The 23,636-nt window shown below is 48.5% G+C and carries 17 protein-coding genes; 8 read left to right on the top strand and 9 right to left on the bottom strand.

Annotated features, from left to right (window positions below; all coding sequences use genetic code 11):
• The first annotated feature begins 6 nt into the window (after positions 1-6).
• Genes gspM through Q0R17_RS04875 form a run of 3 tightly spaced genes read left to right on the top strand, consistent with a single transcriptional unit; the run spans position 7 to position 1,582 of the window.
• Positions 7-474: a type II secretion system protein GspM gene (gene gspM / locus Q0R17_RS04885; RefSeq protein WP_293932660.1), complete on the top strand. Its 468-nt coding sequence runs from the start codon at positions 7-9 to the stop codon at positions 472-474.
• Entirely contained in the window at positions 471-1,190 is a 720-nt protein-coding gene (gspN, locus tag Q0R17_RS04880) for a type II secretion system protein N (RefSeq protein WP_293932658.1), read from the top strand. Before gspM ends, gspN begins: the two co-directional genes overlap by 4 nt.
• Before the next feature lie 53 nt (positions 1,191-1,243).
• Positions 1,244-1,582 (top strand): P-II family nitrogen regulator, encoded by a 339-nt coding sequence (locus Q0R17_RS04875; RefSeq protein ID WP_293932656.1) that lies wholly within the window; start codon positions 1,244-1,246, stop codon positions 1,580-1,582.
• Between the two features lie 68 nt (positions 1,583-1,650).
• Here Q0R17_RS04875 and Q0R17_RS04870 read toward each other — a convergent pair whose 3' ends face one another.
• From Q0R17_RS04870 to Q0R17_RS04845, 6 genes are all read right to left on the bottom strand, one after another.
• Entirely contained in the window at positions 1,651-3,189 is a 1,539-nt protein-coding gene (locus Q0R17_RS04870) for a M28 family metallopeptidase (protein WP_293932654.1), read from the bottom strand.
• 77 nt (positions 3,190-3,266) lie between these two features.
• Entirely contained in the window at positions 3,267-5,078 is a 1,812-nt protein-coding gene (locus Q0R17_RS04865) for a M4 family metallopeptidase (protein ID WP_293932652.1), read from the bottom strand.
• Between the two features lie 534 nt (positions 5,079-5,612).
• Positions 5,613-6,839, bottom strand: a complete 1,227-nt coding sequence (locus Q0R17_RS04860; RefSeq protein WP_293932650.1) for a glycoside hydrolase family 18 protein — start codon at positions 6,837-6,839, stop codon at positions 5,613-5,615.
• A gap of 81 nt (positions 6,840-6,920) precedes the next feature.
• Positions 6,921-7,400 (bottom strand): tRNA adenosine(34) deaminase TadA, encoded by a 480-nt coding sequence (tadA, locus tag Q0R17_RS04855; RefSeq protein ID WP_293932648.1) that lies wholly within the window; start codon positions 7,398-7,400, stop codon positions 6,921-6,923.
• Positions 7,401-7,580: 180 nt separating this feature from the next.
• The gene (gene recN, locus Q0R17_RS04850; RefSeq protein WP_293932646.1) at positions 7,581-9,242 is read right to left on the bottom strand and encodes a DNA repair protein RecN; all 1,662 of its coding nucleotides are present in this window, start codon (positions 9,240-9,242) and stop codon (positions 7,581-7,583) included.
• Between the two features lie 287 nt (positions 9,243-9,529).
• Complete coding sequence (locus tag Q0R17_RS04845; RefSeq protein ID WP_293932644.1) at positions 9,530-10,405, bottom strand: NAD kinase; 876 nt, start codon at positions 10,403-10,405, stop codon at positions 9,530-9,532.
• Positions 10,406-10,552: 147 nt separating this feature from the next.
• On the opposite strand from Q0R17_RS04845, the gene hrcA reads away from it, so the two are divergent.
• From hrcA to Q0R17_RS04825, 4 genes are all read left to right on the top strand, one after another.
• Positions 10,553-11,566 carry a heat-inducible transcriptional repressor HrcA gene (gene hrcA / locus Q0R17_RS04840; RefSeq protein ID WP_293932642.1) on the top strand — a complete coding sequence of 338 codons (1,014 nt, stop codon included), beginning with the start codon at positions 10,553-10,555 and terminating at the stop codon, positions 11,564-11,566.
• Between the two features lie 46 nt (positions 11,567-11,612).
• Complete coding sequence (mltB, locus tag Q0R17_RS04835) at positions 11,613-12,656, top strand: lytic murein transglycosylase B (RefSeq protein WP_293932640.1); 1,044 nt, start codon at positions 11,613-11,615, stop codon at positions 12,654-12,656.
• Positions 12,657-13,212: 556 nt separating this feature from the next.
• Positions 13,213-16,977, top strand: a complete 3,765-nt coding sequence (locus Q0R17_RS04830) for a DUF2339 domain-containing protein (protein ID WP_293932637.1) — start codon at positions 13,213-13,215, stop codon at positions 16,975-16,977.
• Between the two features lie 260 nt (positions 16,978-17,237).
• A complete protein-coding gene (locus Q0R17_RS04825; protein WP_293932635.1) occupies positions 17,238-18,536 on the top strand; it encodes a DUF3999 domain-containing protein in 1,299 nt (432 codons plus the stop codon).
• A 224-nt stretch (positions 18,537-18,760) separates the two neighbouring features.
• On the opposite strand, the gene Q0R17_RS04820 is transcribed toward Q0R17_RS04825, so the two are convergent.
• Positions 18,761-19,003 (bottom strand): hypothetical protein, encoded by a 243-nt coding sequence (locus Q0R17_RS04820; RefSeq protein ID WP_293932634.1) that lies wholly within the window; start codon positions 19,001-19,003, stop codon positions 18,761-18,763.
• A 198-nt stretch (positions 19,004-19,201) separates the two neighbouring features.
• On the opposite strand from Q0R17_RS04820, the gene Q0R17_RS04815 reads away from it, so the two are divergent.
• Complete coding sequence (locus tag Q0R17_RS04815; RefSeq protein ID WP_293932632.1) at positions 19,202-19,933, top strand: class I SAM-dependent methyltransferase; 732 nt, start codon at positions 19,202-19,204, stop codon at positions 19,931-19,933.
• A gap of 149 nt (positions 19,934-20,082) precedes the next feature.
• Here Q0R17_RS04815 and rlmB read toward each other — a convergent pair whose 3' ends face one another.
• Both rlmB and Q0R17_RS04805 read right to left on the bottom strand, forming a co-directional pair.
• On the bottom strand, positions 20,083-20,823 hold the full coding sequence (gene rlmB / locus Q0R17_RS04810) for a 23S rRNA (guanosine(2251)-2'-O)-methyltransferase RlmB (RefSeq protein WP_293932631.1): 741 nt from the start codon (positions 20,821-20,823) through the stop codon (positions 20,083-20,085).
• Positions 20,824-20,887: 64 nt separating this feature from the next.
• Positions 20,888-23,404, bottom strand: coding sequence for an EAL domain-containing protein (locus Q0R17_RS04805; RefSeq protein ID WP_293932629.1), 2,517 nt, complete (start codon positions 23,402-23,404; stop codon positions 20,888-20,890).
• Positions 23,405-23,636: the final 232 nt, after the last annotated feature.

Below are 23,636 nucleotides of genomic sequence, written 5' to 3'. Positions count from 1 at the left end.
CATTAAATGAATAAATTTAAAGAATTCTGGCAACAAAGAAACCCACGCGAGCGCATTTACCTCAGTGCTTGCGCGGGCTTTGCTGCTTTTGCCATTCTCTACGCAGGTATTTGGCAGCCAATTAGCACATCTCGAGCATTACTAAGCCGACAAGTTCCGCAAATGCAACTGCAACTGGCCGAGCTACAAAGACAACTATCTGCCATCAAAGCCACGCCTGCAGGGCCCAGCCGTAGCGGGGATTTACGCGCCAGTGTACAAGCCAGCCTAGATGCTAAAAACACCAGCGCTGATATCCAAGCGCTATCCGCAGATAAATTACAAATTAAAATTGCACAAATTCGCTTTGCCGATGCCCTACCTTTACTGGCCGCTCTGCGTAATGAAACAGGCTCGCGCATTCATGCACTCAACATCAGCGGAACAACGCATAACGGCTTAGTGCAACTCACGGCCACGGTAGAACGCCAATGAAACAGTTTATTTATCACCGCAGCAAATTCCTCATCCCGCTATTTATTGTATTTTTAATTTTGCAGTTCCCAGCAGCGTTCATACTAAGGTTTGTGCCTGCGCCGCTACAAATAGGCGGCATCTCAGGCACCATTTGGTCTGGGCGGCTTACCCCTCTTGGCATTAGCGGCCAACAACTACTCGACGAAGTGCGCTGGCAATGGCAGCCAGCTAAGCTACTTACAGGGCAATTGGCTTGGCAACTCACCACCCACCACGGCAGCCATAGCGGCAATGCTCAGCTCTTACTAGGGCTGGGCGGCAGCCGCCTAGAAGCCGTGAAGATCGCCCTGCCTGCCGCGCCACTATTTGCCCTAGATAAAAAACTAGCGCCCTTTCAGCTGGCTGGCCTACTGGAAATTGAAGCCAGCAAAATATCAGCAAAGCAGTCGGGTGAAATCGGCATTGCTTGGCAAAATGCCAGCTCCTTAGTCACACCACAAGCCAATCCTTTTGGTAGCTACCAAATAAAACTACAGCCTAATCTAGACTGGAATATCTCTTCACAGGCAAACCCACTCCTCGCCATTCATGGGCAAGGTAACATCGACCCGCAGCGTGGCCCCCAAGGCGCATTGCTACTCAAACCCGCCAGTGGCAAAGAAAGCCTATTTGCCCCGCTGCTCGATCGCATGCCGTTGAACGGTGAGCAACGTGAACTCAAGCTAGGCGTATAAACGAGCCGCTCTATAATCTGGCAGCGACCCACCGATAGCAAAGGATAAACAAAATGAAAAAAATCGAAGCAATCATTAAGCCTTTTAAACTCGACGAAGTGCGGGAAGCTTTGTCCGAGCTAGGCATTTCTGGCTTAACCGTCACCGAAGTAAAAGGCTTTGGCAGGCAAAAAGGCCATACCGAGCTTTACCGTGGCGCTGAATATGTGGTCGATTTTTTGCCTAAAGCTAAGATTGAAGTGGTATTGGAGGACGATAAAGTCGATACCGCCATTGAAGCGATCATTAAAGCCGCCAACACCGGCAAGATTGGCGATGGCAAAATCTTTGTAACGCCGGTTGAACACGTCGTACGTATTCGTACTGGCGAAATTAACGAGCAAGCGATTTAACCCTCGCACTAAACACAAAAATACCGCTCAGTTCAGCTCTGAGCGGCATTTTTTTAGCTAAACCATATTTACTGCGCGCGATAAGTGACCTTTAAGGTGTAATTCGCGGCAGCATAGCCATTAAGCAGCAAGTAAACATCAGCATTGGCACTGATATTAAGTGCGCAATTTTCTGTGCTATTGGGGCCATCGGATTTGCAATCAAAAACGGTGGTGCTTGGGGCGCTACCTTTGCGCAGGTATAAATCTGCATCGCCGGTTCCAGCCAACACCACACTCACACGCCCCCCTGCCGCCACTTTAAATGGGCCATAGCTTTGCTGTTGCCCCAGCGCTAGCTTGCCAGAGAAATTCTCTACCTTATCCACCGGCCCTGGGCCAGCGGGGCCATCGCTACCTAGCTCAACCATAAAGGCCAGCGCCATTTTAGAGAATTTCAGCGCGTGCTGCGCCTGATTGCCGCTATTGGCATAGGTATCGTTGGCGGTATGAATATAGGGATTATCTTGGGTAAATGAGGATTCAAAAGGCATTGACGCAAAATAACCTTGCCCACTCCATGAAGCATGATCTGAGCAAGCATAGCCGCATTTATCGTAGCCAATTTGCACGCTTGGCAGATAAGTAGTCAGCAAATTAGCCACAAACTGATTCTGGGCATTGTCGGTGTAATCGGTATACAGATAGATATCTTTATCTGAGCCTTTGTAATTGGTCATGTCCAGCTGCATCACCCCAACCACATTCACATTGGCGGCTTTAAAGCTTTTGGCAATCTCTTGCGAGCCACGTAAACCCACCTCTTCTGCCGCGTAGCCCATTATCTTAATGGTGCGACGGGGTTTATAGCCACTCGCCACAATCACCCGCAGCGCCTCGCTTAAGCTGGCAATGCCCGATGCATCATCATCCGCCCCAGGCGCACGGGTGTTTTCTGTGGTGCCTTGGCCATTGATAGAATCCAGATGGCCGCCCAGCACCACTACTTCACTGGCATTATCCGTGCCTTTAATCGTCAGAATCACCGACTTTTGCGGCCAGCCTGCATGACTAAATTGCTCCACGCTGATATCACTGCGCCCTGCACTCATTTGCTGCCAGCGCGTTTTGAGCCAGTTAGAGGCATTCACACCGTTATTGGTGGTGTAGTAGCGATTAGCAAAGGCCGACATATCAACAATGGTTTGCGCGATATTACTGTCTTGCATTTGGGGTAGCAGTGCATTTACCACCGACTGGTTATCCAGCACATAAGAAGGCCGAAGAGTCGCGAGCAAAGTAACTGGGGCCTGCAAAGCCTGCCGCCCTGCCGCCTCGCTACTGTGAAACATAAAACCACCGCAGCGATGCAGCTCATGGTGTACCGCCGCCGATAAACCCAGCAGCTGCTGCTCATCCACCTCCACCAGATGCACGCGCTCTGCAGCGATTAAGCCCTCATTAGCCAGCAGCGCCTTGCTTTCTTTGGCAATGGTGGCAGGGGCTAACTTTTGCAGCTGTAAGAAGGCCGCATCACCTAGCGTAATCCAGACTTTTTTTGGTGCCGCTTCAGCGGTAGAGGCGGCAAATAAGCCGCACAGCATTAATGCTAATAGCTTCCGGTTCATCACAGTTCCTTATTAAACGGGGATCAAATCCAAAAAAAAGCCCCACTCTGCAAAGAGCGGGGCTGTTATCGGCTTAATTACTGATAGTTTGCGACCAGCGATACACCCGTTACAGAGGAGTAGCCATTAAGCAGTAGGTAGTAAGTGCCTGCTTTTGGCGCTGCAACTGTGATGGTTTCTGTATTAGTGCCACCATCAGATTTAGCATCAAAAGTGGTGGTTGAAGCTGCTGCACCAAATTTGGCGTAAATATCTGCATCCCCTGTACCGCCAGATGTTTTGAAGGTCAGGTTTTTAGCACCTGCAGGGATCGCGATGGTGTAAGTGATACTGGCATTGGTTGCCAAATTAATGCCAGTTACAGGTACAGCTTTAACCAATACTTTAGTCACCGGTGGTGTGGTCAAGCAGCTCACCCCAACCCCACTAAAGGCAGAAGTCACATCAGCCACCACATAACCACGGCTAGCCGCAGCTTTTTCCACGCCGCAAGCGCCCTGATTAAAGGTGCTGTTGGCTGTCCAATACAGATGGTTTGCGTCGGCCATCACTTCAAAAGCCTTGCGAGTGTTCCAACCTGGCTTGGTCGATAGCAGATAAAACGCTTTGTTGTACACCCCACTACTTAAGTGCACATCGAGGCTATCGTTGTATTGGCTAGCATGGCCGATCGAGCGGCCGTCTTTGGTTGGATCATCCATATAGCGTAGTGCACCGTTGGCTTTAAAAATTTCTGCGCCAACTTGGAAGTCGTTTGTGCCTTTCATATACAGCTCAGCAGCTTCACCGGCCATATCCGAAAACGCTTCGTTCATACCCCCTGATTGCTTGGAATACACCAAGCCTGAGTTTTGCTCTGTAAAGCCATGGCTAATTTCATGCCCTGAAACATCGATCGAAACCAGAGGATAGAAAGTATTGGCACCATCACCATAATTCATGGCAGAGCCATCCCAGAAAGCATTTTCGTAGCTAGTACCGTAATGGACTTTCATCGTTAGGATTTGGCTAATGGGACGTAGATTGAGCCAGTCTTTATACATATTGAAAACCACATTACCAAAATAATGGGCATCATTCAGCGGTGAAAAAGCGCCATTCACAGCAATGCCAGGGTTATTTGGGCAAGTAAACTGATAAGGCGTAGAGCCTGTTGTTCCATGATTTAAATTAACCGTGATCACATTAGTGCTCACCATTTTGCAATCATCGCTGACCACTAAAGGGCCATAGTTTGTACCATAGAGATACTTGCCGGTTTTGGTATTACCGCCTGGGCCGGTGGCGTCTTTATGGGTAATTCCTTCCCAGCGATCCAGCACCACGCCAGTATTAGCATCAATAATAAAGTGTGGGCGGCTTGGCTTATTAGCGCTGCCATTGATAAATGACACCACATAAATCAGTTGTGCCACATTATTTGCACCCAACTTGACATACAGCTTGGCTTGTTCGTTTTCAGTTTTAATTGCCCGTGCCTGTGTTTTGGCAAGGCTTAGAATTTGCGCTTGCGAGTACAGTGGCTTAGCGCTTGGAATATCATTTTTTAGATTACGCAGCATGGCGCCAGACAAAGCGGGCTGAGCTAGGCCAGCAGCACGGTTTTCAACCACGCCCTCCCCCCAAACTGGCACGCCTTGGTGAAATTGTTGATAGCGAGTGACCACTTTACCATCAGGATAAGTTTGACTACGCGCGGCTTTTAATTCATCAGCTTGTAAGCCCAGTAAGCTGTGTACGCCATCATCAGCTAAGCCACGAGCTGTAATTCCAGCAGGGGCCACAAACCCCTCCAAATCGACGCGTTCAGCAGCCATGGCATTGAATGCTCCACCTAATAAAACAGACAGCAGTAGAGGACGAGCTACGCGATTTAATGCTTTCTTCATTATTAGCAACCCTTTAAAATTAAACGGGGATTTACCCCTAGGAGAATGACTAAATAAAAACAAACAAGCACAGGCAATCCTCAATATAAATATTGAGCACAAGCCATTTGGATTAAGTCAACGCTAGATAAATGCGCCCCATGGTATCGACATTACTTGCCACTTATATTTATGCGGCATTGTTTTACAATCATTAGCTAAAACTTGACCAACATCAAGGATTTATTTTAATTTGGTATGTTTTTTAAAAACCCGTATTTATTAGTGAATAACGGCGCAACAAAATGCCAACAATGATGATCAAGAAATTTTTAAGCAGACAAAATACTAGGGATTACTCCAATGGCATTGCCTGCATTTTTACAGCGATTAAGCAATTCAACTCATTTAAAACAAAGCGTAATGAGGTATATCACTTTTTTAATGTTTACTAATCGATTCATTAGCAACTTAGTTGCAAATTAATCGGCTATTTTTCTTAAAATAACAATAAAAAGAGGCTACTCGAAAGTAGCCTCTTTTTATTAGGATAGGTTACATCAATGATTCATTAATCACTTTGGGCAGCTCGCTATCCATATCATGGCCATACTCCCAAACCATGATTCCACCAAGGTGCTTGCTTTTAATATACTGCGCTTTGTACTTCAAGCTTTCTTGATCTTCGTAGGTAATCATTAAATTACCATCGTACAACCAAGGCGCTTTAGCCACAGGATCCCAATAGCGCGTTGCACCCTTTGCCTTCAACGCTTTGATGTCTTGCCAAGTGATGCCATCATCAAAGGCCCCTTTCTTGAAGGCGTTATATAGGCCATTATTATTAGCGGCAACACCTTGCCAAGCGCGGCCATAAAAGGCACTACCTAATAATAATTTGCTTGGCGAAACACCCGCGTCAATATACAAATTCATCGCTTGATCGGCACTCCAGCCGCCACCATCAGGATCTAATTTATTTTGATATAGATTAGTATGGTGACTGGTATTTTTACTCCAAGATCCGGCAAAGTCATAAGCCATCACTTTCATAAAATCAACAGATTTAGCCACACGCACCACATCAATATTTTTTAGAAACCATGCGGCAGCGGGTACAGCCACCGACAATTGATAGCTCTTGCCCATTTTAGCGCCATATTCATTTAAAGCGCTGCGGGTTTCTTCTAAAAGCTTAGGGTAGTTTTCTTTATCGCTTGGGTCTTTTGCAATAGGCAGCCAATCTGGGCCAACGGGGTATTCCCAATCGTAGTCAATCCCTGCTAATTTGTGTTCATCAATTAATTTAATCACATTAGCAATAAATTTAGCCCGCGACTCTGGTGTTCTAGATAATTGAGAAAAACCATCCGCTCCCCAGCCACCAATAGAGACGTTTACTTTTAAATGGGGATATTTAGTTTGTAGCTTTGCCACCTCATCCCACATATTGGCAAATGGGGCAATGGTAGCGGTTTTATCTGAATTAAGCTGTGGCTCTAGGTCTTTAATATATACATCAGTTTCATTACGAATCAAGCCAAAGCTTAAATTTAAAGTGGTGAGTTGATCACCTTGAATATCCTTAGCACTCCAGCGGCGGCCCTTATCCATATCAAGCGGTGTAGAGCCAATAGGCCAAGTGCGGATATAAGCCACCACTTGTTTATTATGTGATTTAACCGAAGGAATGGCGGTTGGCACTGCCGCCAGTGGTGCGGGCGGAGTCGCGCATCCACCAAGTAAAGCTGCCATTGCAACAGCGAGTAATAATTTTTTCATCCCCACATCCCCATTAAGAGTGAAGATGTAGTTTACGGCCACTACCAAGTCAAGTGTAAATATTAAACAATGTAGTGAAATTTATACGACAGTTTTCTTGCGATCTTTTTCAGCTTGCCGACGCTCACGAAAAAACGCCCTGAGTAAGTCAGCAGACTCCTGCGCCATCACCCCATCCACCACTTGCGTTTGATGATTTAATCGGCAATCGGCAAAAGGATTAATCACACTGCCCGCCGCCCCCGTTTTAGGATCGGTTGCCGCATATACAACACGGGCAATCCGTGAATGCAAGATCGCGCCAGCGCACATAATGCATGGCTCTAAAGTCACAAATAACTCGCACTCTGGCAGGCGATAATTGCCCAGATGGCGTGCTGCTTGGCGAATCGCCATCATCTCTGCGTGTGCGCTTGGATCATGGCGCAAGATAGGTTGGTTGCAGCCACGACCGATAATCTGGCCCTGATGCACCACAATCGCTCCTACCGGCACCTCGCCCAACTCTTTGGCGCGCTGCGCCTCTTGCAGGGCCTCATTCATAAAATCTAAATCATTCATAAAAACCCAAAATAACAAAAACATTAAACCCAAATCTTAAACCACGGAGTTAAAGAGAACACGGAGGGCCACGGAAAAAACCTTTAAAAAACCATTATCCAACCACGAGCCTTAAATGATGGTGTTCTCTGTGTACTCCGTGGTCCAGGACTTGGGTTTATATTTGAAATACAACTGCAACTAAACCGCGGCCACACCCAACATTTCTGCTGCGTGCTGGCGGGTGGTGCCGGTGATTTCTACTCCGCCTAGCATGCGGGCTATTTCTTCGATGCGCTCTTCAATGCTCAGCATGCGGATGGTGCTGAGTACGCCAGTTGCGGATTGGGTTTTGCTCACTTGTAGCTGCTGAAATCCACACGCTGCAACTTGAGGTAAATGGGTAATACACAGCACTTGTCGCGCCGCGCCTAAATCGGCCAACATGCGGCCAACAATCTCGGCCACGCGCCCGCCAATCCCCACATCCACCTCATCAAAAATCAAAGTAGGCACATTAGCAACTTGGCTGGTAATCACTTGCAAGGCCAAGCTAATCCGAGACAACTCACCACCGGAAGCCACTTTTGCCATCGCTCTGGCTGGGGTGGTTGGGTGATTGGCCACCATAAATTCAATAGTTTCTAAGCCAAAACTGGCTGGGGCTTCGTGAGCATGTAGGGCAATTTCAAAACGGCTGCCCACCAAGGCCAACAGTTGTAATTCTGCAGTAACCAATTTACCTAGCTTAGCTGCCGCTGCTTTGCGTTTATTTGACAGCGTTGCAGCTTGCTTGCGGTATTCGGCTTCTAATTTTTGTGCTCGGCGGCGTACGGCTTCTAGGCCTTGCGCTCCGCCTAATTCGGCCAAGCGCTCTTGCCAGCTGGCGAGTTTTTCTGGTAAATCCGCAGGTTCAACACGGTATTTACGCGCCATACGAAAGATAGCGTCTAGGCGGCCCTCGACATCGGCAAGGCGCGCCGGATCTAGCTCGAGATGATCGGCGTAACGGCGTAGCGCGTACACCGACTCGGTCATCTGCGCTTCAGTGCTGGCTAGTAATTCAAGCGTCTCAGAAATACCCGCATCAAAATCGGCCAAGGCACTGAGCTTAGTCGCCACGGCTCCTAGCCAAGATTGGCAATTTTCATCGCCATCAGCCAGCATCAATAGGCTGCTTTGCACCCCATCAATCAGGCTAGCTGCGTGGTGTAAGCGCTTATGCTCGGCTTGTAGCTCCGGCCATTCTGCCGCAGTAAATTGCAAGGCCGCTACTTCTTCGACCTGCCATTGCAGGCGTTCGCGTTCTGCTTCAAAAGCCTCGGCATTATTGCTAGCTGTAGCTAATTCATCGGTGGCGATTTTCCAATCTTTAAATAGCCCAGCCACATCTCGCGCCAGCGCAGTTGAGCCCGCATAGCCATCGACTAAATCACGCTGCACATCGGGGCGCAATAAGGATTGCGGCGCATGCTGGCCGTGGATATCCACCAACTGTTCACCCAGTGTTTTTAGCTGGGCCAAGGTGGCAGAAATCCCGTTGATCCAAGCACGAGATTTACCATGGCTATCTATATTGCGCCGGATCAGCAGCTCCCCACCTTCATCCCCTTGCAAGGCCTCGGCCTCTAGCCATGCCAAGGTTGTTTGGGGGACGACAAACCGCGCTTGCAACTCAGCCTTATCTGCCCCGTGGCGCACTACCGCGCTTTCTGCCCTTCCCCCTAAAAGCAAGCCCAAAGCATCAATCACAATGGATTTACCCGCGCCCGTTTCCCCCGTTAAGGTGGTTAAGCCAGAGGCAAAATCGAGGACAAGCTCGTCGACGATAACAAATGATTTAAGTGAGATAGAAAGCAGCATGCGCTTTGTTTACACCTTGGTTACAGTTACCACAAAAGAAAATAAACCCAAACCTTAAACCACGAAGTTAAGGAGAACACGGAGGATCACGGAGAAAACCATTTATTAAGCAATACATCAGCGATTTCTGTCTAAAACTGCACGTTTAATATTTTTAAGCACAGCGGCAAAAAACAGATGAGATGGATGACGCCATAAAGCGATATGTCCTCGTTTTTCTCTGTGTAACTCCGTGTCCTGCGTGCTCTCTGTGGTTCAAGATTTGGGTTTTGAATTAAATTCCCCCCTTACAAACGCTCGCCCCAGCGTAGTTTCTCTCTTAGGGTGTCATAATAGTGATAGCTATTAGGGTGCAGCACTCTTAAAGTGTTGCGGTAGCGGCTAATCAATACGCGGTCTTTTTCGTGCAGATCACAGTGCGATTGATTATCAAAATAAACCCGTGCATCTTGCGAGCGCGTCAGGAAGAACTCCACCGCACAGGTATCATTCACCACAATCGGGCGATTAGACAAAGATTGTGGGCAGATGGGCACAAGCGCAATAGCAGGTAAGCTTGGATGCAAAATCGGCCCACCCGAGGCCAGCGCATAGGCCGTGGAGCCGGTAGGCGTAGAAACAATCAGGCCATCCGAGCGCTGGCTATAGACAAAGCGCCCATCGATAAAGATTTCGAACTCGATCATGGCGCCGGTATTACCACGGCTAAACACCACGTCATTAAACGCCAGTGCGTTATCGATTTCATGGCCATCACGCACTACGGTGGTTTCAAGCAGGATGCGCTCTTCGGGGATAAACTCACCGTACAGCATTGCAATCACCAGCTCGTCCATCTCATCCACCGAAATATCAGTCATAAAGCCCAAACGGCCTTGATTGATACCTACAAGGGGGATGCGGTAAGGAGCCAATAAGCGAGCAACGCCTAGCATCGTGCCATCACCACCCAGCACAATCACCAGATCAGCCACTTTGCCGATATTATCGCGGCTAACCGTCTGATGTTCGGTGATACCATGCTCATCCGCAGTAGCTTGATCTAAGAAAACCTTGACGCCTGCGCGAGCCAGTAGTGCGGCAAGACGGCGAATCGGCTCGTCTAAGGTCGGTGTGCCCGTACGGCCAACCACGGCAATGGTTTTGAACAGTAGACTATGCATAAGCTTATTAGACCCGAAATTTAATAAAAAAACACCCGCGCGCTTTGCTTTAAACTCACTAAAACAACACAGCACATCTTGCTTGGATGCAAAAGTCCTTGTAAAACAAAGTAAGATTCGCCATAAACTCTAGCGCCATTAGCCAATATGCTGAACGATCGTTCTCAAATTCTACTTAAAACCCTCGTCGAGCGCTACATTGCCGACGGGCAACCTATTGGCTCTAAAGCGCTGCAGCACTTTTCTGGGCTAGATATTAGCTCGGCAACCATTCGCAATACTATGGTTGATTTAGAAGCGCTGGGCTTTGTTGCTAGCCCACATACCTCGGCAGGCCGAGTTCCTACCGCGCTAGCTTACCGTGTATTTGTTGATTCATTGCTTACAGTACAAGCTTTAGATCAACCCACTATTACCGAACTCACCGAGCAGCTCCCCATCGATAGCCCTCAGCGCAGCGTGGCGGCTGCATCGCAGATTTTATCGCAGCTGACCCAATTTGCCGGCATGGTGCAAAGCCCTAAGCGCCACGATATTTTGCTCAAGCAAATCGAATTTATGCAGCTATCAGAGCGTCGTGTGCTGCTGATTTTAGTCACCAGCGATGGCGATGTACAAAACCGTATTTTACAAACCGAGCGGCTGTTTAGCGCCAGCGAGCTGATTGAAGCTGCCAATGTTTTGAATGAATATTGCTCAGGCAAAACACTTTCGGCGCTCACTCATCTAGTACAAAACGAGTTAGTTCGGCTTAAAAGCGATATTGTCGGCCTGATGAATGCCGCCGTAGCTGTTGGCGCTTCTTTGGCACAACATAGTGATTCCATGGTGATTGCAGGCGAGCACCAGCTATTAGGCTTTGGTGATTTATCCTCAAATGTCATCAGAATGCGCCAGTTATTTGCGCTATTTGAGCAAAAAACGGCGCTACTGCAGTTGTTAGATCTAGGCAATCACGCTGATGGCGTTAAAATTTATATCGGTGATGAATCTGGCTTGGCTCCCTTAGATGAATGCTCGGTCATTACCGCGCCCTATCGCGTCAACGGCGAAATTGTTGGCACACTGGGTGTGATAGGCCCAAGCAGAATGGATTATCAGCGCGTGATTCCGATTGTAGATATCACCGCACAATTACTTTCTACGGCGCTCTCCCAATAGGGGCACAGCATAGCCCACCCTTCCACACATTATGTAAGTGAAAACAATGCGTAAATTTCTTCCCCTGTTATTAGTTAGCCTGATGGGTTTCGCCCACGCCGATGAAGCCCTCGTTGCCCGTGAAGATGTGCAGGCCTATATCAAAGCCACCGCAGCCGCTTACCAATTTAGCGAAGAAGAGCTAGTACAAACGCTGAACCGCGCCACGCCCAAAAGCAATGTTTTAGATATTTTAGATCGCCCTTCTACCGCTAGACCTTGGTATACCTTTCGGGTGAACTTTGTAAACCCAGCGCGCAGCTTGGCGGGGGCTAAATTCTGGCGTGAACACGCCATTGCCATCAAAGAAATCAGCGAGCGCTATGGGGTAGAGCCAGAAGTCATCGTGGCGATTTTGGGCGCTGAAACCAATTATGGTAAAAACACCGGCAGCTTTCATATTTTGGACGTGCTCACCACCATTGCCTTTGATTACCCACGCCGTGCCGAGTTCTTCCAAAAAGAGCTCACCGAATTCTTACTATTAGCACGTGAAGAAAACGAAGATCCGCTCAGCTTTAAAGGCTCTTACGCGGGAGCGATGGGCTGGCCGCAATTTATGCCCTCATCGTTTCGCCAATATGCCGTTGATTATGACCAAAACGGCCACCGCGATATCTGGAATCACCCTAATGATGCCATCGCCAGCGTTGCCAACTATTTAAAAGAACACGGTTGGCAGCAGGGTAAAAGCGCCTACACCGCCGTCAATATCAACGCTGATTTAAGTGATGTTTTTGCAGATAAATTTAATCTGCATTACAGCGTGGGCGAGCTGATGCAAAAAGGCGTCGTGCCGATCAGCGAGCTAGATACCGCTGAAAAAGCCGTGCTGTTCTCACTAGAAACCGAGCCAGGCTTTACTAGCCACTTTTTAGGCTTTAATAATTTTTATGTGATTACTCGCTACAACAAAAGCACACTTTACGCGACGGCCGTACTGCAGCTTTCTGAAAACATTTTAAAAAGCTACCAAGATGGCGATGATTTAAGGCCAGCTAAAACCACAAGCAAGCCAAGAAAAAATGGTAGGGGCAATACCATACCTTAACAACATTATTTAACTGATGTTGCGCAGCCAAAACCCAAATCTTGAACCACAGAGAACACAGAGTTTCACAGAGAAAAACGTCAGCTAAATTTTGCTATTTTTTTGGGTTTTTAGCCATTTCCAAACCCGGTTTATTAAGTTTTTATCCCCACTCGTGGCACGGGACTTAAATCCCAATCTTATTAACTTAAGGGCACTATTGATCGTTAAACCTTAAGCGATCAACTTAGATCTACCTATTGTAAAGAAACATCGTAGGACGGATAAAACCCGCGTTTTTTCAGCATGACTCGCGGGTTGCACCCGCCCTACGAATGGCATATTGCTTAAGTTGATAGGATTGGCTTACCCCACCTTGAAGCACGCATCCGATCCAGCGGGGAGAGCGCAGCAAAATCAACGTACCGACGGCACTAAAAAATTAATACTGCATAACATCAGTTATTTAAATCAAGCAGGTAAATTTCACCGTAATCCACGCTAAAAAACCATCCTCTCATTCAGATGCGTAAATGGGTGCGTCGTACCCATGAATGCATGCACAGCAAGGGCGCACATGAAAGCCAGTATCTTTATTTTGATCGCCATGATTTTGGGTGGATTTCAATTTGGTGTGGGAGGCGCATTTGGCTGCGGCCTATTGGGTTTTGTGATTTACATTTTTATAAGTAAGCAATCCACCAGCCCAGCTCAGGCAAGTAAGCAGGAGCAAACACCACCTGTAGCTAACGCCAGCGTGCTTAGCTTAAGGCAAAGGGTGGATCAACTAGAGCAATCACTGGCGTTTTTGCAGGCAGAAGTAGCGCAAATGAAAGCCACGGCCCGCGAAGCCAACAACATTGAGCCAGCCAAGCCAATCATCCCTAAGCCTGAAGCGTTAACACCTGAGCCAAGCATTACCCTCGCAACTGAAGAGCTAACTCCAGAGCCAGGCATTACCCTCGCCACTGAAGTGCTAGCACCAGAGCCAAGCCTTACCCTCGCCACTGACGCACTCACTCCAGAACAAAATATTACCTCGGCACCTGAAGCACTTACGCCAGAGCCTAGCCTGGCTGCTATGCCCGAAGCCGTCACGCCTATTTTGCCAAGCATTGCAATTAACCCATCTAGGCCAGATACCACGCCGCTCCCCCAAGCCGCCGAGCCGCCCCAAGCCCTTAGCCCTCGCCCACAGGCCGCGCCTAGCTGGCTAGACACCCAATTTAATCATGCTTACCAAATGGCTAAAAATTGGCTATTGGGCGGCAATACCGTGGTGCGGGTTGGGATCTTAATCCTCTTTTTTGGCGTGGCGTTTTTACTGAAATTTGCCGCCGACAACAGCATGCTGCCGGTAGAGCTGCGCTTTGCTGGCACGGCGCTCGGTGCCGTTGCCCTCTTGGTGATTGGCTGGCGATTACGGGATAAGCGCCGCGAATACGCGCTGATTATGCAAGGCGGTGGTGTGGGCGTGCTTTATCTTACCGCCTTTACCGCACTCAAGTTTGCCGTGATTCCTGCCGGCTTTGCACTGGCGTTTTTAGTGCTGGTCGCCGTGTTCTCGGCTATTTTGGCGATTAAACAAGACGCCAGATCACTGGCGGTCATGGGGATTACGGGCGGCTTTTTAGCCCCGATTTTGACCTCCACCGGTAGCGGCAGCCATATCGCGCTGTTTGGCTATTTTGCGCTGCTGAATGCCGGTATTTTCGCCATGGCTTGGTATAAAACGTGGCGACCACTGAATTTACTCGGCTTTGTCTTTACCTTTGGGATTGCCACAAGCTGGGGAGCGCTTAAATACCGGCCTGAACTCTTAGCCAGTACCGAGCCATTTTTAATTTTATTTTTCTTGTTTTATGTCAGTATTGCCCTGCTCTATGCCCTGCGGCAGCAAATCGCGCTTAAAAGCTATGTAGACGGCACGCTGATTTTTGGCACACCGCTGGCGGCCTTTGGCCTGCAGGCTGCGCTGGTGCATGAGATTCAATTTGCACTGGCGGGCAGCGCCGTTGCCCTATCCGCTTTTTATACCGGCATTGCCCAATATCTGTGGCAACGCAAACGAAACGAGCTGTGCCTATTATTTGAGGCTCTATTAGCGCTGGGTGTGTTGTTTGCCACGCTAGCCATTCCACTGGCCTTTGATGCCCGCACCACCGCCGCCAGCTGGGCAGTTGAAGCGGCGGCGATTATTTGGGTGAGCTTACGTCAGCAAAGACTACGCTCCCTGCTTTGTGCACTGGTCTTGCAAGCCATTGCTGGCATCGCCTTCTTTAATCAGGCTGACCCGCTCAATGAAAACGCTATTGCCATCCTCAATAGCGGCTATATCGGCGGCCTGATGCTGGCTTTATCTGGCTTATTTAGCGGCTATTTATTGCAAAAAAAAGCGGCGCTGGAATGGTTTAAACCTGGGATTACCCTCTCGCCCTTACTGGCAGCATGGGGATTAACCTGGTGGCTGGGTGCTGGCCTCTATGAGATTGAAGCCTTTGTCCTCGGCTCCGAGCAATACTCGGCCGAGGTGATCTTTATCGGCTTTAGCGCGCTACTGGCCAGCTTAGCTTGCAAAAAATGGGCGTGGCCGCTACTGCGCCTGCCTGCACTCGCCCTCTTTCCAGTGCTTGGCTTGATGTTATTGCAAGTACTGATTCATCATAGCCATGCGATGACGGGGCTGGGCATGCTGGCATGGCCGCTGGCCTTAGCATTGGCGCTGTGGCTGCTTCATAGGCATGAAGAAGATCATCCCGCCATCGAAATATTGCATGCGCTAGGCATATGGCTCATTAGTATTTTGCTAGCCACCGAGCTAGCTTGGCTGATTCGCCAAGCCGTGCCAGAAGGAGTATGGCGCAATGTGGCTTGGCCTATCATCAGCGCAGCCGTGCTTTGGCTGCTGGCCGAATATGGCAGAAAAATCAGCTGGCCCATTGCACGCTTCCCCCGCGCTTATTTTGTGGCAGGTGCCGCGCCGATTGCGGCAGGATTAGTGATCTGGGCGCTATTGGCACTTGGCAGTGATGGCAATGCCGCGCCACTGCCTTATGTACCGCTACTCAATCCGCTGGATATCGCCTTTGGCCTTGGGCTCGTAGGGCTGCTGGCTTGGATCAGGCGCTTACGCAAGCTGGATTTGCTTGATCTCACACCATGGCTGGCCCCTAGTTTACTTGGGCTGGGGTTTCTGTGGCTGAACGCCATCCTACTGCGCGTGTTTGCCCATTGGGGAGGCGAGGATTACAGCCTCACTACCCTGATTAACTCGCTGAAAGTGCAGGCGGTATTTACACTATTTTGGAGCGCGACATCGATCTTGGCCGTGCTGGCGGCTAAACGCCTAGGTGGGCTGCTGGCAACCCGCATCAGCGTGTGTGCTTTACTTACCGTGCTATGGGCTTGGCTGCTGATCGCCAACTTTAACGATGGCAGCCTCTTGGCCATCCGCTATTTGCCGCTCTTTAATCTACTAGAGCTGGCACAGCTGGCGGTATTTGGCGCGCTGTATATGGCGTGGCGCGATCAGAAAGCTAGCCTATTTAACGCTGCCGTTTTACCCAATTGGCTAGCCTATACCCTACTTGCCACCTTATTTATTTGGTTTAACGGCGCTTTATTGCGCGGCCTGCACCACGGCCTTGCCTTACCTTTCTCGGTATTAGAAGCCATCCGCTCCAGCAATATGCAACAAATCTTTATGCTGGCTTGGGGATTATTTGCGCTGGCCGCCATGCAGCTTACCCGCCGTGGCAGCATGCTGCGCCTATGCGCTATTGCCTCGGCCCCCGTGATGCTTATCATGTGGCTGTGGACGTTTTACGCCAACCTTAGCCAAAGTGGCAGCCGCTGGCCGCTACTTAATCCGCTCGATCTGATCCAAATCGGCATCTTTGCCTTAATCGGCTTATGGCTGTATCGCGTGGATAAGCTGCGCGGCGGTTTACCACAGCAGTGGCTAAAGATCGGGGTTGGGTTCACGGCCTTTGTCTGGCTCAATGGCGTCTTACTGCGCACCCTGCACCATTGGGGCGATGTGCCGTATGTGGCCAGTGCGCTACAGCATTCCACCCTAGTGCAAGCCTCACTATCCATTTTCTGGACGCTACTGGCCTTTGGCATCATGCTGTTTTCTGCCCGTAAACTGGATAGATCGCTATGGTTTAGTGGTGCGGCCCTCTTAGTGGTGGTGGTGGCCAAACTCTTTATTATCGATTTATCCAGAATCAGCGGCATAGAGCGCATCGTTAGCTTTATTGGCGTGGGGATTTTACTGCTCATCATCGGCTATTTATCACCCCTGCCACCCAAGCAGGAATCAAGCGGGGCGGAGGGATAAGCCATTATTTTCCCTGCTGAGCGGGATAGCTCAGCAAAAACCACCCTGATGATGTCTCTTGCTCATTTTTTGTCGTTTATCTGAGAAGATCAACGCCAATAGTGCTAACTCGTAGAGGCGCAGCAAGCAGCGCCCCTACAACATATTGCCCAATATGTAATACATGGCTTTGTTTGAGCAAGAGACATAACCAAGTAACACGAAATGCTACCCGTGATTTTTGTGGAGGCAAGTAAAATTCGTTCATCAAAGGAAAACCCATGCGCCGCTTGCTGATTTTATTGTTTTGCATCAGCCCCCTTACCCTGGCCAAAAAACCCACGCCTACGCCGCTGCCCGCCACGCTAACCAGCAATCTATTTAGCCATCAGCAAGCCTTAATCATCAAAGAAAGCGCGCCTTTTTACCGGCTGGATTTGCCCATTAGCGTGTATCAATTTACCCAAGACGCAAATTTAGGCGATCTGCGGGTGTTTAATGCCGCAGGCGAAGTAGTGCCTTATGCTTTTATCACCCCAACCACCACCACCCAATCCACACAAACCGCGCTGCGCTTTTTCCCTTACGCCACGGCCGAGCATGAGCGGCAAATATCGGTACACATCCATAGCGATGGCCAGCTCAGCGCCCAAAGCAGCAGCAGCTCCAGCCAAAGTAGCTATATCGTAGATGCATCACAAATCCAAGGACGCTTTGAAACCCTCGCTTTAAATTGGCAAGAAAGTAATTACCAAAGCCAGCTCAAGCTAGCGGCCAGCGATGATTTAAAATCTTGGCAAGCACTCGGCAATACGGCGCTAGTGCAGCTTGATTATCAAGGCCAAACACTGAAACAAGCCAAAATTGATTTAGCAGGGGTTAAAGCAAAGTATCTGCGCCTGAGTCCTGAAACACCGCTTACCCTCACACAAGCCCTACTGCAATCCTCTACACAAGATACCCCAATCACCAACAGAATATGGCTAACGCCCGTCGTGGCCACCCACCCTCAGCAAGGCGAGTATCTGTTTGATCTGGGCCTACACGCCCCCATCGATCGATTGCAACTTGCGCTGCCGCAGCTAAATACCGTCGCCGAAGTCAGCCTAGCCAGCCGCGCCAGCCCTCAAGACTCATGGCAAAACATACAAAACATGATTGTGTATCGCCTTGCAAGCAACGAAAGCCCAAGTATCGAAACCCGCCCCAATAATCATCGCTACTGGCGGCTAGAAGTCAAACAAAATGGGGGAGGATTGGGGCAAGGTATGCCCAAATTAACCGCAGGCTGGCTGCCACAGCAAATCGCCTTTGCCGCCCGTGGTGAAGCGCCATTTACTCTTACCTTTGGCAATATTCAAATCCAAAACGCCGCGATGCAGGCTACTGATTTAATTATTGGCAAACAGATTGCATCCGCTACAGCAGGTGCCTTACTCAATAAAGCCGCAGCCATCCGCCCAATAGCCAGCACACCTTCTGCCGCTAAAACTTACGCCTTATGGGCGGCACTGGTGTTGGCGGTAACCGTATTAGGCACAATGGCATGGAAATTATTGCGGCAAACCCAAAAATTGTAAGTAGATGGCAAAGCTGTAATAAAAAACAACTAAAGTAACAGACCTATTTAATTAATAAACAGCAGGATATCTGCTAAATATAGCTAAGCCACAAATACAATAGCATAAGCGTATGGAGTAAAACCCGCGAGCAATACTCAATAAATACGCGGGGTTAACCCATCCTACGATACTTATGATGAATTTGAGCAAGAGATATAATCAGAAACAGAGATGTAGAGTAATTACGGCCTTAAGTAATTACTTAGCATTTTTCTTAATTCGCCAGACTTCTGCAAACGCATTAATTCTTTATTTACCAGTAATCTTAACTCTTGGCCTAGCGGGTTTCTCTTGGTAAAAATCATATAGAATTTATTATCTTCTGTATCTGGCAATACCGCCATGCCTAACTGAGGGTCATTCATAAAATTATAAACACCTATTTCACTCATTCCTGCTATGGCTTCAAAATCTTCTGCAAACACTTCAATATGGCCAGCATATATTAACAACGATCTCTGCAGAGGCTAAAGCAGAGCAGAAAATAGCAATTAGATATACAAGGTAATAAGGCATTTTCTACCCCTAATAAAAAAATCCAACCCAATTAGTGTAGACCACCCCATCGTTTTTTTAACTCTGTTAAATTCTAAGTATGTATCATGCGATAAAAGGAGAAAAATATGGCCGATCATTTTTCTAAGCTTGCCGCTCACTATGCAGCCAGCAGACCCCACTATCCTGCTGAGTTATTTTCATGGCTAGCCAGCCAGTGCCCAGAGCAAGCGCAGGCTTGGGATTGCGGCACAGGTAATGGGCAGGCGGCGACGGCTTTGGCTGAGCACTTTACTAGCGTGCTTGCCAGTGATATCAGCCAAGCCCAATTAAATTTGGCTCCAACTCACGCTAAGATTCGCTATTTGTGCGCCGATGCAGCCCACAGCCAGCTCGCTCAAAACAGCGTGGATTTAATTGTGGTGGCACAGGCTCTACACTGGTTTGATTTAGATTCTTTTTATGCTGAGGCAAAACGGGTACTCAAACCCAGCGGGCTAATTGCCGTTGGCTGCTATGGCACGCCACAAATTAGCCATCCGCAAATTGAGCTTATTTTCCAAGATTTTTACCACAATATCGTTGGTGCTTATTGGCCAGCCGAACGAAACCACGTTGAAAATGGCTATGCCAGCCTGCCTTTTCCGTTTAATCCCATCCCAACGCCTGATTTTGTACTGGAAGTGAACTGGTCATTGGCTGAATTGCTAGGCTATGTACAAAGCTGGTCGGCAACAGGGCATTTTATTGAAGACAAGGGCTATAACCCTGTGGCCGCGCTAGGTGAAGCATTAGCCGCACTATGGCCACAGCAGCAAAAGGTGGTGTGGGCGATTTCTTTAAGGGTGGGGAGGATGTGAAGCGAAGAGGATATGCATAGTGGCTTACGCACGCTGTGCATGGTGGGTTATGCCACTGGCTGAGCATGGCGGGTTATGCCACTGGCTGAGCATGGCGGGTTACGCCAAAAAAAAGCATTTTGGCTAACCCACCCTACCCCACCCTAATATTACTTACTCATTTCACGCTGGCGGCGGCTTTCGGCGAGGATAATCCCGCTGGCTACCGATACATTCAAGCTTTCTACCGAACCAAACATCGGGATAGAAACCAAGGTATCGCAGGATTCGCGTGTTAGGCGGCGCATGCCTTCGCCCTCATTACCCAATACCCAAGCCAATGGGCCTGTTTGGTTAAAGTGATGCAAATCTGTTTTAGCATCGGCGTCCGTTCCCACAATCCAAACGCTCTGGTCTTTTAGGTCGCGTAAAGTACGCGCTAAATTAGTCACCATAATGTAAGGAATGACTTCGGCAGCGCCGCAAGCCACTTTAGATACGGTGGCATTAATGCTCACCGATTTATCTTTTGGTGCAATCACGGCGTGTACGCCCATCGCATCGGCCACGCGCAAGCAAGCGCCTAGATTATGCGGATCGGTAATGCCATCCAAAATCAGTAAGAACGGTGGCTCAGTCAAGTCTTCCAGAATATCTTCCAGCACCACATAGGATTTACCCGCATCGATCATCGCCGCTACGCCTTGGTGGCGAGCATGGCCCGTCATTCCATCCAAACGCGCGGCATCCACCATAATCACGTGCACGCCCTGCTGCTCTGCTAATTTTAGCAGCTCTTTTGCGCGTGGGTCGGCGCGGCTGCCATTAAAGAACAACTCTAAGACGCTATCAGGAAAGCGCTTAACACGGGACGCAACGGCATGAAAACCGTGGATTAATTTTTTTTGCATATCAGACTCTGTTTACGTTTTTCGCAATAGCCTTAAAAAGGCTACGTATGCGACAAAAATCACCTTAAAAAACCGGTTCTTTATTAGATGGATTTAGCTTTACCAGCCCTTCACGGGCTAGATACGCCACAAGATCATCGGCAGATAAAGCGCGCGAGTATAAATAACCTTGCACGCTATGGCAGCCGCTTTTGCGCAAGAATAACATTTGTTGGGCCGTTTCTACGCCTTCACCGACTACCGTGAGGCGTAATTTACGCGCCATGGCAATAATTGCCTCGGTAATAGCCGCATTATCTGAATCCTCGGGCAGGCCATCAACAAAAGAGCGATCAATTTTTAAGCTATCAATCGGGAAGTGTTTAAGATTAGAGAGCGATGAATAGCCCGTGCCAAAATCATCAATCGCCAGCATCACCCCCATCAACTTTAACTCATTAAGTGTCTGCACGGCCCGCTTTGGGTCTTGCATAATCATGCTCTCGGTAACTTCCAGCTCTAAGCGCGATGCAGGCAAGCCGCTTTGCACTAGGGCCTCTTTGACCTTCTGAACTAGATTTTCTTTTTGAAATTGCCTTGGGGATAAATTGACCGCCACATGCGGAATGTCCAAGCCTGCTTGCAGCCAAGCATGCATTTGTCGGCACGCTTCAAATAACACCCACTCGCCAATCGCCACAATCAGGCCACTTTCTTCGGCCAAAGGAATAAAGCTCACTGGCGGCACCAAGCCTAGGCTAGGGTGATTCCAGCGAATCAAGCTTTCCAAACCACTTAAACAGCCGGATTCCAAATCAATTTTAGGTTGGTAGTGCAGGCAAAACTGTTGACGATCTAAGGCGTGACGAAGACCGTTTTCCATCATTAAATGCTCAAACGCCATTTCATTCATATTGGCGGCAAAAAACTGCACATTGTTTTTGCCGGTTTCTTTGGCACGGTACATCGCCACATCAGCGTTTTTAAGTAGGGCCGCAGGCGTTTTGCCATCACAAGGATAAACACTCACACCAATTGAGCAGCTAACAAACAACTCTTGACCATTAATCAAGCAAGGCTGGATTAATGCTTGGCGTAAGCCCTCGGCCACCAGCCCTACTCGCTCAAGGCACACGGCATTTTCAAGTAAAATAGTAAATTCATCTCCACCAATGCGGGCTAAAATGTCACGCTCGTTCACTACCGCTTGTAAGCGTTGTGCCACAATCACCAATAAAGCATCGCCCACTTCATGGCCTAGCGTGTCATTAATGGTTTTAAAGCGGTCTAGATCAATAAACAATACTGCAAACGGCTTGTCATGAGCGCTTAGCACCGCATGATTAAGCTTTTCTTGCAAAGCCATACGATTATACAAACCCGTTAACGGATCATGATTGGCCAGATGAAAAAGCCGCTGCTCAGCTTCTTTTCTATGGGTGTAATCAGAAAAAACCCCCACATAATTGGTCATACTGCCCTGCTCATCCCTTACTGCACTAATGGAGAGCCACGCAGGGTAAACTTCTCCACACTTACGCTTATCCTCCACCTCCCCCTGCCATTGGCCGTAAGTATTTAGCTCATCCACCATATTACAGTTAATATCTAGCTGCCCTTGCTGCTTAAACATCCGCGAAATACGACCAATCGCATCCCTAGGATCAAAGCCCGTAATACGGCAAAAAGCGGGGTTTACGGCCACAATACGGGCATTGGCATCGGTAATTAAGATCCCCTCACTGGCATTGCCAAAAACTTGCGCGGCCAAGCGCGTGCTTTGGGCCGCGACAAATTCTTCTTGATTAGAGGCTGCCAGCACCACGCCGGTCACCACCACAGATAAAAGCAGCAGCAAACTCGATAAAACGCCCCCCACCCAAATACTGCCTAACGACGAACACAGCGCTAATAATGCGACAGTTATTCCCAGCACCCCATTCCCAACATGGCCAAAGCGTAATGCAGACCAAATAATTAAAGGGAACAATAAAAACAATAATTCTTTATAGCCATTAAATTGGTTGAGCAATAGCGCACCAAAGCCAGTAATGGCAACCGCTAGCAACAATTCAGCCAGCCTACTTGGCCAAATCATGGCACGTTGATGCAGCAAGCCAAAACAAAATGGCACCACAATTAAAATAAAGAGAGCATCCCCCAACCACCAAGAGATCCAATCAAAAAACAGCGTCGTGCTTGGGGTAGGCAAAAATACACTTTGAATAACAATACCGCAGCTGGCGGCAAAAAATCCGCCGACCAAGGGGCCAGCAAAAAGCAGCCGCATGCTGTCTTTAACGCGCAGCTCCCCATCTACAGCAAATTTGGGCAATAAGGCCTGTACCAATAAGGGCTGCAAAATATTCAGTAGTGAAAGCGCCAACACACCTTGAAGTGAATAGCCTTGTAGAGCTGGCAATACCCAAGAAACAAGAGCCAAAGTAAGGATTGAGCGAGGACCTCCCAGCAATAAAGCTGCAACCCCAATCCCAGCATGTAAGTTAAATAAATGCTGCCCTGAAGACAACTTCCAGCTGATAAGACTTGAAATAGCATACGCCGAAGCAATAAGTAGCTGCTGTAGCCAAAGCCTACGCATTAATATTGCTCTCCCTGAGCGAATTTTATTCTTTTAATTATGCGAATAATGTAAATCTAATTTTAGTAAGCATCATTCTGTAGATGCGAAAAAAAATCAAGCACTACCTTTCTAAACACTTTTGGAAAATCCCATAAATTTCCTACAAACCCTAGGCATAAAGCATCAGCCTACCGAAATTTTACCTTTGCATATTGAAAGCCGGCCTAAAACATTTGCAAGCATTAAAGCC

The organism is Iodobacter sp. (assembly GCF_025352645.1).
GTDB lineage: Bacteria > Pseudomonadota > Gammaproteobacteria > Burkholderiales > Chitinibacteraceae > Iodobacter.
The sequence above is the reverse complement of the archived record's forward strand: the minus strand, read 5'-3'. Positions and strand labels throughout refer to the sequence as shown.